14 protein-coding genes are annotated in these 14,630 nt (G+C 65.4%); 3 read left to right on the top strand and 11 right to left on the bottom strand.

The window, feature by feature from the left end; all coding sequences use genetic code 11:
- Positions 1 to 555: 555 nt before the first annotated feature.
- The 8 genes from AB0362_RS20295 to AB0362_RS20260 all read right to left on the bottom strand — a co-directional run bounded on the left by AB0362_RS20295 (position 556) and on the right by AB0362_RS20260 (position 8,092).
- Positions 556 to 1,158: a cadmium resistance transporter gene (locus AB0362_RS20295; RefSeq protein ID WP_068049656.1), complete on the bottom strand. Its 603-nt coding sequence runs from the start codon at positions 1,156 to 1,158 to the stop codon at positions 556 to 558.
- A 94-nt stretch (positions 1,159 to 1,252) separates the two neighbouring features.
- A complete protein-coding gene (gene lspA, locus AB0362_RS20290) occupies positions 1,253 to 1,771 on the bottom strand; it encodes a signal peptidase II (RefSeq protein WP_068049655.1) in 519 nt (172 codons plus the stop codon).
- Positions 1,768 to 3,723 carry a cation-translocating P-type ATPase gene (locus tag AB0362_RS20285; RefSeq protein ID WP_094642706.1) on the bottom strand — a complete coding sequence of 652 codons (1,956 nt, stop codon included), beginning with the start codon at positions 3,721 to 3,723 and terminating at the stop codon, positions 1,768 to 1,770. Before AB0362_RS20285 ends, lspA begins: the two co-directional genes overlap by 4 nt.
- Positions 3,720 to 4,100 (bottom strand): metalloregulator ArsR/SmtB family transcription factor, encoded by a 381-nt coding sequence (locus tag AB0362_RS20280; protein ID WP_008720464.1) that lies wholly within the window; start codon positions 4,098 to 4,100, stop codon positions 3,720 to 3,722. Before AB0362_RS20280 ends, AB0362_RS20285 begins: the two co-directional genes overlap by 4 nt.
- Before the next feature lie 297 nt (positions 4,101 to 4,397).
- Positions 4,398 to 4,757, bottom strand: a complete 360-nt coding sequence (locus tag AB0362_RS20275) for a MerR family transcriptional regulator (protein ID WP_008720465.1) — start codon at positions 4,755 to 4,757, stop codon at positions 4,398 to 4,400.
- Between the two features lie 170 nt (positions 4,758 to 4,927).
- Positions 4,928 to 5,224 carry a hypothetical protein gene (locus AB0362_RS20270; protein WP_008720468.1) on the bottom strand — a complete coding sequence of 99 codons (297 nt, stop codon included), beginning with the start codon at positions 5,222 to 5,224 and terminating at the stop codon, positions 4,928 to 4,930.
- 978 nt (positions 5,225 to 6,202) lie between these two features.
- Positions 6,203 to 6,928, bottom strand: a complete 726-nt coding sequence (locus AB0362_RS20265) for a YoaK family protein (protein ID WP_008720488.1) — start codon at positions 6,926 to 6,928, stop codon at positions 6,203 to 6,205.
- An 852-nt stretch (positions 6,929 to 7,780) separates the two neighbouring features.
- Positions 7,781 to 8,092, bottom strand: a complete 312-nt coding sequence (locus AB0362_RS20260; protein WP_008720486.1) for a DUF4229 domain-containing protein — start codon at positions 8,090 to 8,092, stop codon at positions 7,781 to 7,783.
- Positions 8,093 to 8,172: 80 nt separating this feature from the next.
- On the opposite strand from AB0362_RS20260, the gene AB0362_RS20255 reads away from it, so the two are divergent.
- The 3 genes from AB0362_RS20255 to AB0362_RS20245 all read left to right on the top strand — a co-directional run bounded on the left by AB0362_RS20255 (position 8,173) and on the right by AB0362_RS20245 (position 11,080).
- The gene (locus AB0362_RS20255; RefSeq protein WP_032373348.1) at positions 8,173 to 8,964 is read left to right on the top strand and encodes a DUF3105 domain-containing protein; all 792 of its coding nucleotides are present in this window, start codon (positions 8,173 to 8,175) and stop codon (positions 8,962 to 8,964) included.
- Entirely contained in the window at positions 8,961 to 9,719 is a 759-nt protein-coding gene (locus AB0362_RS20250) for a DUF305 domain-containing protein (RefSeq protein WP_008720482.1), read from the top strand. Before AB0362_RS20255 ends, AB0362_RS20250 begins: the two co-directional genes overlap by 4 nt.
- A gap of 239 nt (positions 9,720 to 9,958) precedes the next feature.
- Positions 9,959 to 11,080 carry a M23 family metallopeptidase gene (locus tag AB0362_RS20245; protein ID WP_230558228.1) on the top strand — a complete coding sequence of 374 codons (1,122 nt, stop codon included), beginning with the start codon at positions 9,959 to 9,961 and terminating at the stop codon, positions 11,078 to 11,080.
- Between the two features lie 84 nt (positions 11,081 to 11,164).
- Here the strand turns inward: AB0362_RS20245 and AB0362_RS20240 are convergent, their stop codons facing one another.
- The 3 genes from AB0362_RS20240 to ctaD form a co-directional block, all read right to left on the bottom strand.
- Positions 11,165 to 12,121, bottom strand: coding sequence for a cytochrome c oxidase assembly protein (locus AB0362_RS20240; protein WP_008720478.1), 957 nt, complete (start codon positions 12,119 to 12,121; stop codon positions 11,165 to 11,167).
- 10 nt (positions 12,122 to 12,131) lie between these two features.
- Positions 12,132 to 12,725, bottom strand: a complete 594-nt coding sequence (locus AB0362_RS20235) for a copper resistance CopC family protein (protein WP_008720475.1) — start codon at positions 12,723 to 12,725, stop codon at positions 12,132 to 12,134.
- 91 nt (positions 12,726 to 12,816) lie between these two features.
- Positions 12,817 to 14,589 (bottom strand): cytochrome c oxidase subunit I, encoded by a 1,773-nt coding sequence (gene ctaD / locus AB0362_RS20230; RefSeq protein WP_072692203.1) that lies wholly within the window; start codon positions 14,587 to 14,589, stop codon positions 12,817 to 12,819.
- Positions 14,590 to 14,630 lie beyond the last annotated feature (41 nt).

The following is a 14,630-nucleotide window of genomic DNA, read 5'->3' as shown; positions in this document are numbered from 1 at the left end:
ACCCGGCAGACTTGTCTTCTGGGACAGGACACCAGCAGGCTCGGACGAGCACGCACCACCGATACCGGTCGCGGCGGCCGTCGCAGAAATCGACAGACGCAGCGTCACCGCGTTGACGTGCGGGTCGGTCGAGCTCGGCGCGGGCCGTGTTCATGCAGCAGTGTGGTTCAGGCTGCTGCGCACCGTCGTCGACGAAGTATCAACACCTCTGGTCCGCACCGGATGGTGGGCAAAGCCACTCAGCGCGATCTGGAAATCCACCGGCCGTTCTCGCCCGCTCCGAACATCGTGGGTTCCGTTCGAGGACCTGCGCTGGGAAGAACAAGCAGCAGTACTGACCGCCGCCGCGACCGCGATCATCGCGGTCGAGAACGATGAGATTTTCGCGGGTGGTGCTGATGCGGCTCTACTGCGCCCACGCTCGTACGAGCCGGTTGATCCGGGGACCGCTCCGACGCGGTCTCGCAGTCCGGTACCCGCCCGCAGCGCCTGGGACGGTGTGATTGCGGCGATCGATGCCGCTGCCGCTGGAGTTGCCGGGCGAACAGACGTCGGTCATGACGCGGCGACGATGAGCCGGCCGAGGACACCGGATTCGAGCAGGATGATCGCACCCAGGACGATGAACACCACGGGTACGAGCCAGTGCTCGACCCGTTCGAGAGTGTCGACGACCTTTCTGCGAGTGCCCAACAGTCTGCCTGCGTAGCACCAGATTCCCACGCAGATCAGGAACACGGCGATGGTGACCGCGGTCTGTGGCGCACCGAGCGTGCGGAAGACCGGGGTGTAGACGGCGATGTTGTCGGCTCCGTTGGCGATGGTGATGGCGGCGACACCGACCATCCCTGTTGCCACCACCGGGGCCTCGTCCTCGTCGCCGCTGCGCAGGCCGCGGATCAGGCCCCAGACACCCAACGACAGGGGCAGCAACCCCAGTAACCCGACCCAGTCCTCCGGGACGATCACCAATCCCAGGGCAGCGACGACACTGATCGCGACGAGGGTGATCAGGCCGGCGTACTGGCCGGCAACGATCTGCCATGCCCGCGGCCGCCCCTGGCTGGCGGAGGCGACGAACAGCACGGTCAGCACGACGATGTCGTCGATGTTGGTGCCGGCGAACATCGCGACCGCCGCGGCGATGGTGGTGATCACTCCCGCACCGAGCGGCCACGGCGGGGCGGCTGAACGTCGTGTCCGGAGGGCTGGACCGCGGTAGAGGTGGATCGGCTGCGAGGCCGCGAGGCGGTCATCCGGATTTTTCCTGCGCGTGCGCGGTACGAGTAAGGGCCGCTTCCTCCCAGAGTATGGAGCCGATGACCAGTACGACACCACAGGTGAGGTAGGTGTCGGCGAGATTGAAGGTGGGCCACCAGCCGGTGTGGAAGTAGTCCGTGACGCGACCGTCGACGGTGCGGTCGATCACGTTGGCGGCGGCGCCGGCGACGATCGCCGACAGTCCCACAGTCCCCAACGGTGAGCCGGTGGGGACAGTGCGCCACGCGTACACACCGATGCCGACGGTGATGATGGCGGTGACCGCGATGATGACCCACGGCGGCAGTTGGTTCCCGACGCTGAAGGCGACACCACTGTTGTAGGCCAACTTCAGTTGCAGCACGCCTAGCTCGACGATGCGGCCGTCGGAGAGTGCGCGGCGGGCGACGGGGTCGCCCGCGAGTGCGACGCCGATGAGTACGACGGCGACGATCGTCAGGGTCCGCCGGGACCGTGGCGCCGAGATGCCCGGGGCTGCGTCGGCGCTCATATGCGGGCCTCGGCTGCCGTCGGGGCCGATGCGGGTGCCGGTCCGGTGGTCAGGGGGTGGGCGCGGCCTGCCCGGACTCCGTTGGCGATGACCACGATCTCGGCGAGTTCGTGCACCAGAACCACTGCTGCCAGGCCCAGAATCCCGAACAGGGCGAGCGGCATCAGAACGGTGATGATCGCCAGAGACAGCCCGACGTTCTGCAGCATGATGCGCCGAGATCGGCGTGCGTGGGCCAAGGCGTGTGGCAGATGCCGGAGGTCCTCGCCCATCAGGGCGACGTCGGCGGTTTCGATGGCCACGTCGGTTCCCATGGCTCCCATGGCGATACCGAGGTCGGCGGTGGCCAGTGCGGGGGCGTCGTTGACACCGTCGCCGACCATCGCGGTCGACCGTCGGACCTTCAGGTCGCTGATGATGGCTGCCTTGTCCTCCGGTCGCAGGTCCGCATGGACCTCCTCGATGCCGACATCGGCGGCCAACGCTCGGGCGGTGCGTTCGTTGTCCCCGGTCAGCATCGCGACGTGGTATCCGTCACGGCGGAGACCGGCGACGACCTCCGCGGCTTCGGGTCGCAGTTCGTCGCGGACCGCGATCGCGCCGAGTGTTCGGCCGTCCTGCTCGATGAGCACGGCGGTGGCTCCGGCGCGCTGCATCCGTTCCACCTCCGCCGCCAGCGGGCCGGGCTCGATCCAGCCCGGCCGTCCGAGCCGGACGTCGGAACCGCGCAGGCGGCCGGTGAGGCCGGCACCGGTGACGGACTCGACGTCCTCGGCGGGGGTGTGGTCGTCGACGGCGGCGAGGATCGCCGCGGCCAGGGGGTGCTCGCTGCGCACCTCGAGCGCCGCGGCCACCGCGAGGACCTGTTCGCGGGTCGCGCCGTTCACGGTGGCGACGTCGATGACGACCGGCTTGTTGCGGGTCAGGGTGCCGGTCTTGTCCAGTGCGATTCCGCGGATGCGGCCGAGGGCTTCCAGTGCTGCGCCGCCCTTGACCAGGACACCGAGTTTGCTGGCAGCGCCGATCGCAGCGACGACGGTGACCGGGACGGCGATGGCCAAGGCGCACGGTGAGGCAGCGACGAGGACGACCAGTGCGCGTTCGATCCATATCCGTGGGTCGCCGAGGAGGCTGCCTACAGCGGCGATGAGGGCCGCGGCGACCATGATCGCGGGCACCAAGGGTTTGGCGATCGTATCGGCCAGTCGCTGCGCCTCGCCCTTGCGGGACTGCTCGGCCTCGACGATCCGGACGATCTTGGCCAGCGAGTTGTCCTCGGCGCGCGCGGACACCTCGACCTCGAAAACCCCGGTTCCGTTGATGGACCCGGCGTACACCTCATCGCCGGGCCCTGCCTCGACGGGCACCGATTCGCCGGTGATCGCCGAGGTATCGAGCGCGGTGTTGCCACTGCGGATCGTGCCGTCGGTGGCGATGCGCTCGCCGGGCTTGACGATCATGATCTCGCCGACCGTCAACTCGGTCGGCGACACCACCTGTTCTCGACCATCTCGTCGGACGGTGGCGGTGTCGGGAACCAACGACAGCAGCGCCCGCAGACCTCGCCGGGTGCGGGCGACCGCGTACTCCTCGAGGCCTTCGCTGATGGCGAACAGGAACGCGAGCATCGCAGCCTCGCCGACCTCACCGAGGATCACGGCGCCGACCGCCGCGATGGTCATGAGGGTGCCGACGCCGATCTTGCCGCGGGCGAGCCGCTTCAGGGTCGACGGTACGAAGGTGTAGCCGGCGACGATCAACGCGACCGATTCGAGTACCAGAGTGAGACCATCGGGACCGCCGGTCCAGCCAATGGTCAGTCCGGCCGCCAGCAGAGCGCCAGCGACAGCCGCGGCTCGGATCTCGGTGATCTGCCACAACCTGTCGGGTTCCTGCTCGTCGTCGCCGCCCGGGCGGGGCTCGTCGTGGTCGCAGCCGCATGCGTCGCTCATCCGGTCACCGCCGACCCGGCGGGCGCGGTGCCGTAAACCGGGCAGAGTGCCACCGCGTTCCCCGTGACGGCGAGGAGGGTCTCGGCCGAAGCGAGCAGGTCCAACAGTTCCGGCCGGACGAGGGAGTAGAACACCTGCCGGCCCTGGGGGCGACCGACGACCAATCCGCAGTCCCGCAGGCACGCCATGTGCGCCGATACCGTCGACTGTGCCAGCCCCAGCTCGCTCACCAGGTCCGCTACACGCACCTCCCTGCTGGCGAGACGGCGAACGATAGCCAACCGTGTCGCATCGGAAAGGCTGTGGAACAACGACACTGCCGCATCGAAAGTCGACGTGGAACCGCCGGGCAGGCGGCCATCCTTATTGATCGTCATGCAACGATGATAGCATCTAAGCCCGGTATGATCGCTATGCGTGAATGCTCGGCCCCGGTCTCGTCGGCACGAGTCCGATCCTCGTCGTGCCGTACTGAGACAGGACGACGGCACGACGAAGAACACCTCCGTGGTGTGGGACCCGGTCACCGGACCTGCGGACGCACGCGACAAACCGCAGTTGCTCCGTACGGCGCGGTCGAGATCGCCGACTTCCCGATCGCGGTGGCACCTGCTACGAAGGCGCTTTCGATTCCCTACTCGCCGAATCCGTCCGAGACGGCGAGGAGGCCGAGGTCAACCAGCTGCATTGCGGGTCGAACGGCGCGCCGACGCGTCGGGAGTGTCGTCGAGACGATCGAACGCACCGGTCATTGCGGCATGCAGCTCGGTGAGCTGCGCGATCGACTCCTCCTCCCGGGTGATGTGCTCGCGCAGTGTTGGCCGCAGCCCGGTCTTCACAGCGGCGCAGGAGTCGTTCTCCCATGCGCGCAGCATCGTCTTGATCTGTGGCAGCGTCAGTTTCGAGCTTTTCGCGGCGGTGATGAACGCCAACCGTTGCTGTGCTCGTTTGTCGTAGACGCGGTACCCGTTCGGGGCTCGGTCCGCCGGCAGCAGCCCCTCGCTTTCGTGGAAGCGCAGCGTCGTCGCCGGCACCCCGTCGCCGAGGAGAGTTACGAGATCAGATCAGCAGGGCTTCGGCAAGCCTGGTCTTCGTCCGTACGCAATCGTCAAAGACTGCGCTCGCCCTGTCGATTCGTTCTGTACGACGCCGTATGTCACCGACGATACCAATGAGTACCCCCTGGGGTATCCCGATTCGGGTGTCAGCCGAGGATGGCTTCCCGGAGCTGAGCCATGCTCGGCGCACCCGCCGGCCCGTCACCTGTCATGTACACACGGCAGGCCAGACCGACTGCGGCGGATGTGTCGCCCATGACGTCGACGCCGTCGACGAGAACGGTCGGAGAGCCACGAAAACGCACCTGTTCGGCCATGTCCACCGTGTCCACGCGTTGATAGACGAGCACGGCGTCCGAGTGTTCCGCGGCGAGGAGCTGCAACCGTTCAGCAGTGACCGTCCAGTTCGGGCAACCGTCGAAATACTGCAGGGTGATCTCCATCCACCCACGGTATATCCGTGCTGAAGTTGGCAGCGCACAGGTCGTAGAATTCGATTACGCGGAAGGAGACGGAGTGCCGAACTTCTCCCGTCACTCTCGACGGAAAGGGCTTGCTCATGAATCTGTCCAGTGAGAGTGACGGCACCTCGGCCTGTTCCTGCTGTGGTCGCGATTTCCCGACCGTGAAGTTGCACTCCCTGGCAGGGGGAGCTGCCTATATCTGCCGACGTTGCGGACTGTGGGTTGCGATCCGTCGACGCTAGAGAGAACAGCGTGGGTGTACCGCTCTTCAGTAGGCTGCCTGCACCGATACGTCGTCTCGGCCATGGCGTACCGCCGTACGCAACCGGCGCGCGTCGCCCGTGCGGCTCGATCCGGCCCGTACCAAAGCCCGGGTCGGCGGCGTCCACCGCCGCGACCTTTCGCGGCCATGTCGCGCAGATTCTGCGATTGGTTCCCGTCGACCACGTGAAGAGGCTGTTGCTGCGCCTCGTCCAGCGTCACTCGTACACAGATCGGGTTGTCGGACATGTGCAATGCGTTCACCGACTCGTCGATCGACCCACCGAGCGCGATGGCCAACGCGTAGCGATGCGGGCGAACCACCCGCGGTTGTCCACAGCGGGAGACCCAGAATCTGCCGTATCCGTCGTCGGCAATGGCTCCGATCCGGATCGCACACGGGGACCGATGCGGCCGTGCACGACGTAGCTGCGAAACCGAGCTCGCTCGTCGGCGTCGCCGACTATTGACGGTTTCGGCACCGACCTCCCAACCCACCTAGCAACTACCGGCATCGCTGACGCCTTGGCGAAGAGATCAGGGCCAAGCGAGAGATGGTGTGTATCGAACATCCTCTCCACACGCTCAAACCGATTGATTCACGTTGCGACAGTGTTTCTGTTGGTCGAGTCCGCCGGTGGAGCAGAACGATCTCGGGAGCGCGGACCCGTAGGTTTTCGCTGGCCGGGAATAGACCTATCCCCATAGGGATCGTCGCTCGGTGTGAGTGAAGGTGAAGATGCTTGCAAGCAGGCTGATGGCTGCGGTAACCAGGAGTACTTGAGGTCCGGTGATCGCGGCACCGATCAGAGCCCCGGCTGCGCCTCCGGCTGCGAAGGACCCGAGAAGCATTGCATAGCAAAGCCAGTCGAGGTAAGTACCGCCGCCCAGTAGGTGTCTTTCGATCCCTTGGCCCAGTTTGACGACGGTGCCGGTGACGTAGCTCAGGGGGATGTAGGTTTCTTCTCGTTTCGTGAATGCTGTGTTGAGCGCGCCGAGAGCGAACGCAACCAACAGAATGGGATAGAAATTTACGTCGTCGGACGCCCAGCCGGATATCCCGATATCGATGAGCCCTGCCGCGGCGAGGGCGATGGTCGTGACAACTGTTGCTCCGTGTGGGTGATTGGACCAGTATCGGCGGCGGCAGATCGACGCGATCACCACTCCCGCCAGAAAGGCACCCATCAAAGCCAGCGCCGCCCACGGCGATGCGCCGGGTGCAACGGGCTTACCTTCCGGACTGCCGAAATGCCCGATGACGGCGCGTTCGGTGTTGCCGGTCATGAACGTCACGAAATACCCCGCCGAATGCAGAAATGCGACAGCACCCACCATTCCGGCCAGCGCGGACAGTATCCACGACAGTCGCGCCTCCGCGCCGACGGCTGTTTCGCGGCTGAGTGCCACAGAAGATGTCATGCAACCAAGTCTCCCGGCCGTGTACGGAGCCGCAAGTCGATGAGGTGCAGCTCACTCGGCGGTTCTTCGGTGTTCGTATTCCCTTCGGAAGCAATCGAACTCCCACCTGCACCTCGTCTGCCGACCTCGGTGACAAGCCCACCCAGCGGTGTAATTTGCGTGCTCAAGTAGCACGAACTCGCGGCCCATCCGCGCGTGGTCAGTTCCATCCCTGTGGATCGGTGGGCGGCACAGTGTCCGGATATCAGCCGATGAGTCGGAAGGCTTCCGTCCCGCCGAGATGTGGGAACGCTGGCGTACTGTCCTGCGGTTCTATCGCTACCCCTCGACGCTACTACTCACCGAGCACGTACCGGGGGAGACTTTTCCCGGTATGTGCAGGTGGCCGGTGCGTCCAGGCCCCGTCGCCGTTCCGATCGACCGGTGGGGTCGTGCCGTTTCCCGCCGACCCGATGCCCCAGGTAGCGGTCGGGGCGGTCATCGCTGCTCACCGCTCCGGGCGACTGCCCCGGCGCGATCCACGCCCGCCCCTGTCGTGGCGACGCGGTCGTGGCGAGCGGGAAACTGACGTCACCGGCACACCACCGCACCCGGTGTCAGCTGCACCAGGCTCGGACTACTAGCTAATCGGTGTCGATGCCCGCCGCCGTGCCCACGCCGCTCTGGCCGATGTGCCTGACCTCGTCGATGATCTCGAGTATCGGATCGAGACTCTGATGCACCGCACCCTGGAACTACTAGACATCGAGCCGGACGCCGAAGCGTCCGTCGAATGGGTCGGCGAACAGTGACCGACACGGACGATCCGCCAACGCCAACGCCAACGCCAACGCCGAAGTCCGTGCGCCGACGTCACGGTTTGTCGGTGCCGGGTCGTCCCGCCGCGGGGCCTCGCTTCTTGATCGAGCGCGTGCGATCGACTGCTTCGATGTCCGCATTGATGGTTCGGCGGAGCTTCCTCAGGGTCAGTGCCGACAGCGGCAGGCTTGCTGCAAGTGCGCCAAGCAGTACCAACACGAAGGAAATGTCAAGGCTCGTCAGTGCGTCGACGGCCAAAAGCACTCCTGCGGCGACACACACGAAGAGCAGGCGTGCACCGTTGTAGGCCAGCACATGAAGGGCAAGCTGCCCGCGAGCAGTTGAGGGTGCGCGGAACACCGGCATCGGCCGTCCTGTCGTGCGTAGGGGCTTCCTGGGACCTTGATTCAAATACTATGGTGCATAGTATTTGATGGAGGAGCAATATGAACAGCAGCAGAAACCCCGCCCGAGGCCGACGGAGCTCGACTCGGCGATCACGCCCAGCCGGAGTGCCCGGGGGCGTGCGCGCTCCCTGGGCGGTGATAGGCGCGGGTGTCGTCATCGTCGTGCTCGTCGGTGCGATCGGATACAACCTGGCCCCCCGCGTCCTCGAACGCAATCAGGCCGAGCGGTTCGCGCCGACCGCCGACGACCCGGACCCCTCCCGCGGCATCGACGGCGTCGTCGAGGTCGAGTATCCGGCCGCGCGGCACGTCGAACCAGCTCAGAGAGTTGCCTACGATCAGAGTCCGCCGTTCGGCGGCCCTCACGACCAGACCTGGGCGACGTGTACCGGAGTGGTGTACCCCGTCCCGCTACGCAGCGAGAACGCGGTTCATTCGCTCGAACACGGGGCGGTGTGGGTGACGTACGACCCGAACCGGGTCTCCTCCGACGAGGTCGGTTCACTCGCCGGGCGGGTCGAGGGCGAGCCCTACACGATGATGTCGCCCTACCCGGGCCTGACGGCACCGATCACGCTGCAGTCGTGGGGCCATCGACTCGAGCTCGACAATGCCTCCGACCGGCGCATCACTCAGTTCGTCGCTGCTCTGCGACAGAACCCCTCGACCCACCCCGAGAGCGGAGCCAGTTGCTCGACCATTCCCGGCGCGTTCGATCCCGACAACCCGCCGCCGTTCGACGCCAGCGAGCCAGGACCGGACGCGGTGCCCCTCGAGGAAGACCCGGCCCTCGACAGTGCGCCAGCGCCGATGGGGGAGGGGAGTCGATGACCGTGCACGGCCAGGCCGACGATGCCCAGATCGACGATGCACAGAACGACAGTGCACAGAATGACGCCGCGGAAACGGGACCCAGATCCAGGCCCAGGGCACTGCTCATCGGCTTGGCGGTGACAGCTCTCGTCCTGTCCGGCGTCCTCATCGGCGTACTGCTCACACCGGACAGCGCACGAGTGGCCGTACCGGCATCGAATTCGGTGGATGTGGGTTTCGCGCAGGACATGTCGGTCCATCACAACCAGGCGATCGAGATGTCGGCGATGGCGTTGGGACGCTCGACGGATCCGGTCATCCGGACCCTCGCCTTCGACGTGTTGACCTCGCAGCAGAGCCAAGTCGGCACGATGCAAGGCTGGTTGACACTGTGGGACAGGCCATATCTGCCCGACGGCCCGACGATGACGTGGATGACCGGGGCCAGCTCGACAGGGGGTCACCCGATGGACATGAGCGCGTCCGCGAACGACAGCGGACAGGACGCGACGTCGATGCCCGGCATGGCCAGTACCGCCGAGCTGACGGCACTTCGCCGGATGAACGCCGAAGAATTCGACGGCCGGTATCTACAACTGCTCCGCCGCCACCATCGTGGGGGAATCCCGATGGCAGAGCAGGGAGCAGCGAACGCGACAGTTCCCGCTGTCGCCGCGCTCGCGGGCTCGATCGCCTCCGCGCAAACCGCCGAGGTCGGTCAGATCGATGTCCTGCTGAGCGCACACGGGGTCTCACCGTTGCCGGAGAGCTGACGCCGATATCTAAATACTATGTTGCATAGTAATAACGATTGGGATGACCCCCATGACCGGCATCGGCACGCATGAAAAGGCGTCGAATCGTCGAGTTACTGTGCAAAGCACTCACTTTCGACGCCGAATCGATAGGCGAAACAGCGACGAATGCAGTCGAGAGTGTGACAGAAGGGGCTTGTGGTGTCGATGGGATCACGCAACACTGACCCACGGCCGACACGGCATCCACTGCGATCGTGACCGGCATTCAACGAGAAGGGTGGGGTGACCACGTGAACAACGCGGGAAAGACGACGCCGAGCGGCGGGCGACGTCGCGCATGCCGAGGTGCGCGGACATACGTGATCGTCGGTGCCGCACTCGGTGCGGTGTTCCTGCACGCCCCGGTAGCCGAAGCGAATCCGGGTCAACCGGCCGTGGAGTCCGGGGACGAGGTCGAAGGTCAGCAGACCGCCGACGCCGTCAGCCGGTTGATCCGCCTGGCCGATCGGGCCGCGACAATCGGTACCGATCCGATCGCGGTGGCAGACCTCGCAGCCTTCGCATCCTCGACGTGGGCCGCCGCCCAGGCCGGCGGCGTCATCGCGGACACCGCCGGCCCGGTGTCCGCGTCGGCAGGATGCATCGTCGACGCCATCGCCCGAGGAGTGTCGAATGCCCCGGCGCAGTCCCTGTCCTGCCTGGCCCCGTTGGCGACTCTCGACCCACTCCTGGCCCTTCGTATCGCCGCATCGCTCCAGGTCGACGCCCTCGACCCCGCAGTCCCGCACGACGGCGACCGAGGTGGGGAACAGGATCCGGTGACGGGCAACACCGGCCGCGATTCGCCCGTGCCCGGCACCACCGACACCCCTCCCGCATCCGAGACGACCGCGCCCGAAGATTCTGTTCCTGATGCAGCACAGCAGCGCGGTTCCACGTCCGGTGGCTCGGCCACCTCCCGAGGTACTGCGTCTGCTGTCGCACCCAGCAGCGGACTGGTCACCTCGAATTTCGGCACCCGAAGCGGGACACAACACGGCGGTGTCGACATCGCCGACTCACTGGGCTCACCGATCGTCGCCGCGGCCGATGGAACGGTCATCAGCGCCGGGCCCGCACAGGGCTTCGGGCTGTGGGTTCGGATCAGACACGACGATGGATCGATCACCACCTACGGGCACAACAACGGAAATTCGGTCACGGTGGGTCAGCGCGTCCGTAAGGGCGATCGGATTGCAGAGGTCGGGAACCGCGGTAACTCGACGGGTCCGCATCTGCATTTCGAGGCGACTTCTCCCGCGGGACAGAAGGTCGATCCGCAAGCCTGGCTCGGTGAGCGTGGAGCCAGAATCGGGGTGGGCACACGTGCGCGATGAATGCGCCCGATCAGGCCCTTGCCAGTAAGCGCGATCAGGCGATGAGCTCGCGGCAGTCCCCGAGCGCGGGACGGCCGCGACAGCTCAGGTCCGTTGACTGGTCTCGCTACCGATCTTTTTCAGAAAGTCGTTGTAGGCGTTGAGTTCGCTGTACCCGTCTTCTTCGGCGTGCCGGTCCGCGGCAGCCGATTCCTCCTTTTCGTCCCGGTTCCACCGAATGCAGAAGATGAGCACCACCAGCAGGGCCACCGGCTCACCGTAGGACCACGCAAGCGCCCCGGCGAGCTTCTGATCGGATACCGGATCGACACCCCACTGCGGGGGAGGGGAGGCGAACGTGGCGAGCATGGGGGTGCTCGACATCATCAGGATGACACCGAAGAACACATGCAACGGCATCTCGACGAACAGGTCGAACAACCGGCCCAGATTGCTCTGCCGAACGGGGAGGGGGCCGACGGCGAGCACAGGGATGATGAACAGCAGCCCGCTGGCGAAGAAGAAGATCTCCATCGATACGTGCCCGATGACTGTGATGGCGAGAACATCGAAGATCGACGACAGATACAGCCCGTAATAGCTGAAGAGGAACAACGGGATCGTCAGACCTGGATGTAGTGCGATGCGCCCGGCGCGGCTACGCAACCCCGTCAGCGCCGCGATCAGTACCCACCGCCCGGCTCCGTGATGAGCGGTGGCACGCAACAGAAGTCGTCCGGGCGAACCCACCACCAACAACGGTGGGATGGTCATCGACAACGTCAGATGCTGGAACATGAAGACGCTGAACAGGCTGTATCCGTAGCGTTCGACCTGCAGTCCGGTCACCAGGACCAGCGCCGCGCAGCCGAGCAGAAAACTCGCACTCCGCCACCGTGACCATGCGATACCCCGGCCGCGGATCCGGTAGAGCCCCCAGCAGTACAGTCCGGCCATGACGATGCCGGCGATCGGCAGGATCGGGAGCGGCGGAAGATCGAAGCTCAGCAACGCTGCCAGGGTCGGCGGGCCTTCCGGGGGAGTTACGGCGGCGATGTTCATCGGGCCCCTGTCATTGCTTGTCCTTGCCTCGGATCACCAACGTCAGGGCGATGGCAGCGAGACCGAGGACAGTCAGGCCCACGATGGAGAGCAGCATCATGGTGTTCTGTTTCGGTGGCCGGTCCTCGCTGGCGGACGGGTTGTTCGGATCGTAGGCCTGCGTCGGCGTGGTCGAGGGAGCCGGCGAGGTCGCACCGCCCTGCGATTGCTGTGCAGCAGCGTCCGGGCGGGTGGCGGTCTCCGCGACGTCGACCGAAAAGCCGTACGACCCGGTGATCGGGTGCCCGTCCGCGGAGGTGACGCGGTAGCCGACGGTGTACTGCCCGTTGGGTAGGCCGTCCTCGAGCAGGACCGATACGTCGGGGCCCTCGACCGTGGCCGTACCCTGCGTCCACTGAGTATCGCCAGGACCTACCACGCTGATGGTCGCGAACGATTCGTTGATGTCCTGATTGAACTTGAGGCCGACGCCGATCGGTGCGAACTCGAGCGTCACATCGGCCGGGGGGTCGGAGCTGACGAGTTCACTGTGCGCCGATGCCGGGGCCGCGGAGAACAGTGCTGTGCCGCACATGAGCACGGCGACCAGCATCCATCGTTTCACGTTCGGTTCTCCTCTGGTCGTACTGATTCTCCTTACTACTATGCGCACTAGTAGTAAGGGGGTGTGAGCCTACGGGGGTCGGTCGACCGTGTTACTTGTCGACGTCCGGCCGTTTCGATACGTCCGGTCCGGCAATCGCTTCGGTGATCACTTCCGAGGGCGCGATCGAATCCGAGTGCGGGCCACCGACGTGCTGCTCGGCGCGGATGCGTTCGACCATGTGCGGATAGTGCAGCTCGAACGCCGGCCGCTCGGAGCGGATCCGGGGCATCTCGATGAAATTGTGCCGCGGGGGTGGGCAACTGGTCGCCCACTCGAGGGAGTTACCGAAGCCCCAGGGGTCGTCGACGGTGACCACTTCGCCGTAGCGGTAGCTCTTGAACACGTTCCAGATGAACGGCAGCGTCGAGGCCCCGAGGACGAACGATCCCACGGTCGAGATCTGGTTGAGGGTGGTGAATCCGTCGGACGGGAGGTAGTCGGCGTAGCGGCGCGGCATTCCTTGGGCGCCGAGCCAGTGCTGGACGAGGAAGGTGGCGTGGAAGCCGAGGAACGTCAGCCAGAAGTGCCACTTGCCCAGTCGTTCGTCGAGCATGCGGCCGGTCATCTTGGGGAACCAGAAGTAGATGCCGGCGTAGGTCGCGAACACGACCGTTCCGAACACGACGTAGTGGAAGTGCGCGACGACGAAGTAGGTGTCGGTGACGTTGAAGTCGATGGGCGGGCTCGCCAGGAGCACTCCGGACAGTCCACCGAAGACGAACGTGATCAGGAATCCGATGGAGAAGAGCATGGGGGATTCGAGGGTGACCTGGCCGCGCCACATGGTGCCGATCCAGTTGAAGATCTTCACCCCGGTCGGCACGGCGATGAGGAAGGTCATGAACGAGAAGAACGGCAGCAGCACGGCACCGGTGGCGTACATGTGGTGCGCCCACACCGCGATGGACAGGGCGGCGATGCCGACGGTGGCGTAGATCAACCCCTTGTACCCGAAGATGGGTTTGCGGGAGAAGACCGGGAAGATCTCCGAGACGATTCCGAAGAACGGTAGCGCGATGATGTAGACCTCGGGGTGTCCGAAGAACCAGAACAGGTGCTGCCAGAGCAACGCTCCGCCGTTGGCGGGATCGAAGATGTGGGTGCCGAGTTTCCGGTCGGCGAGCAGGCCCATCAGTGCTGCGGTCAGCAGTGGGAACGCCAGCAGGATCAAGATCGAGGTCACCAGGATGTTCCAGGTGAAGATCGGTAGCCGGAACATCGTCATTCCCGGTGCGCGCAGGCACACCACGGTGGTGACCATGTTGACCCCGCCCAGGATGGTGCCCAGGCCGGCGACGAGCAGGCCCACGATCCACAGGTCGGATCCGATACCGGGGGAGTAGACGGCGCTGCTCAACGGGGTGTACGCGGTCCAGCCGAAGTCTGCGGCACCGCCGGGGCTGATGAAACCTGCGGTGGTGACCAGTGCGCCGAACAGGTACAGCCAGTAGGAGAAGGCATTGAGCCGGGGGAAGGCGACATCGGGTGCGCCGATCTGCAGCGGCAGGATGTAGTTGCCGAAGCCGAAGACGATCGGGGTGGCGTAGAGCAGCAGCATGATCGTGCCGTGCATGGTGAAGAGCTGGTTGTACTGCTCGTTGGAGAGGAACTGCATTCCCGGGACCGCGAGTTCGGAGCGCATGATCAACGCCATCAGGCCACCGACGAGGAAGAACCCGAACGAGGTCACCAAGTACATCAGCCCGATGACCTTCGGATCGGTGGTGGTGACCATCGTGTGCAGGAACGACCCCTTGCGTGCCCCGCGGGGAGGATAGGGGCGGACCGCCGGCGCAGCCGGAGGAGATGTCAGCGCCGTCATGGAACCACCTTCGAATCGCACGCGAATTACAGGACGCGTCC

The organism is Rhodococcus sp. NPDC079359 (assembly GCF_040702585.1).
Taxonomy (GTDB): Bacteria; Actinomycetota; Actinomycetes; order Mycobacteriales; family Mycobacteriaceae; genus Rhodococcoides.
The sequence above is the reverse complement of the archived record's forward strand: the minus strand, read 5'-3'. Positions and strand labels throughout refer to the sequence as shown.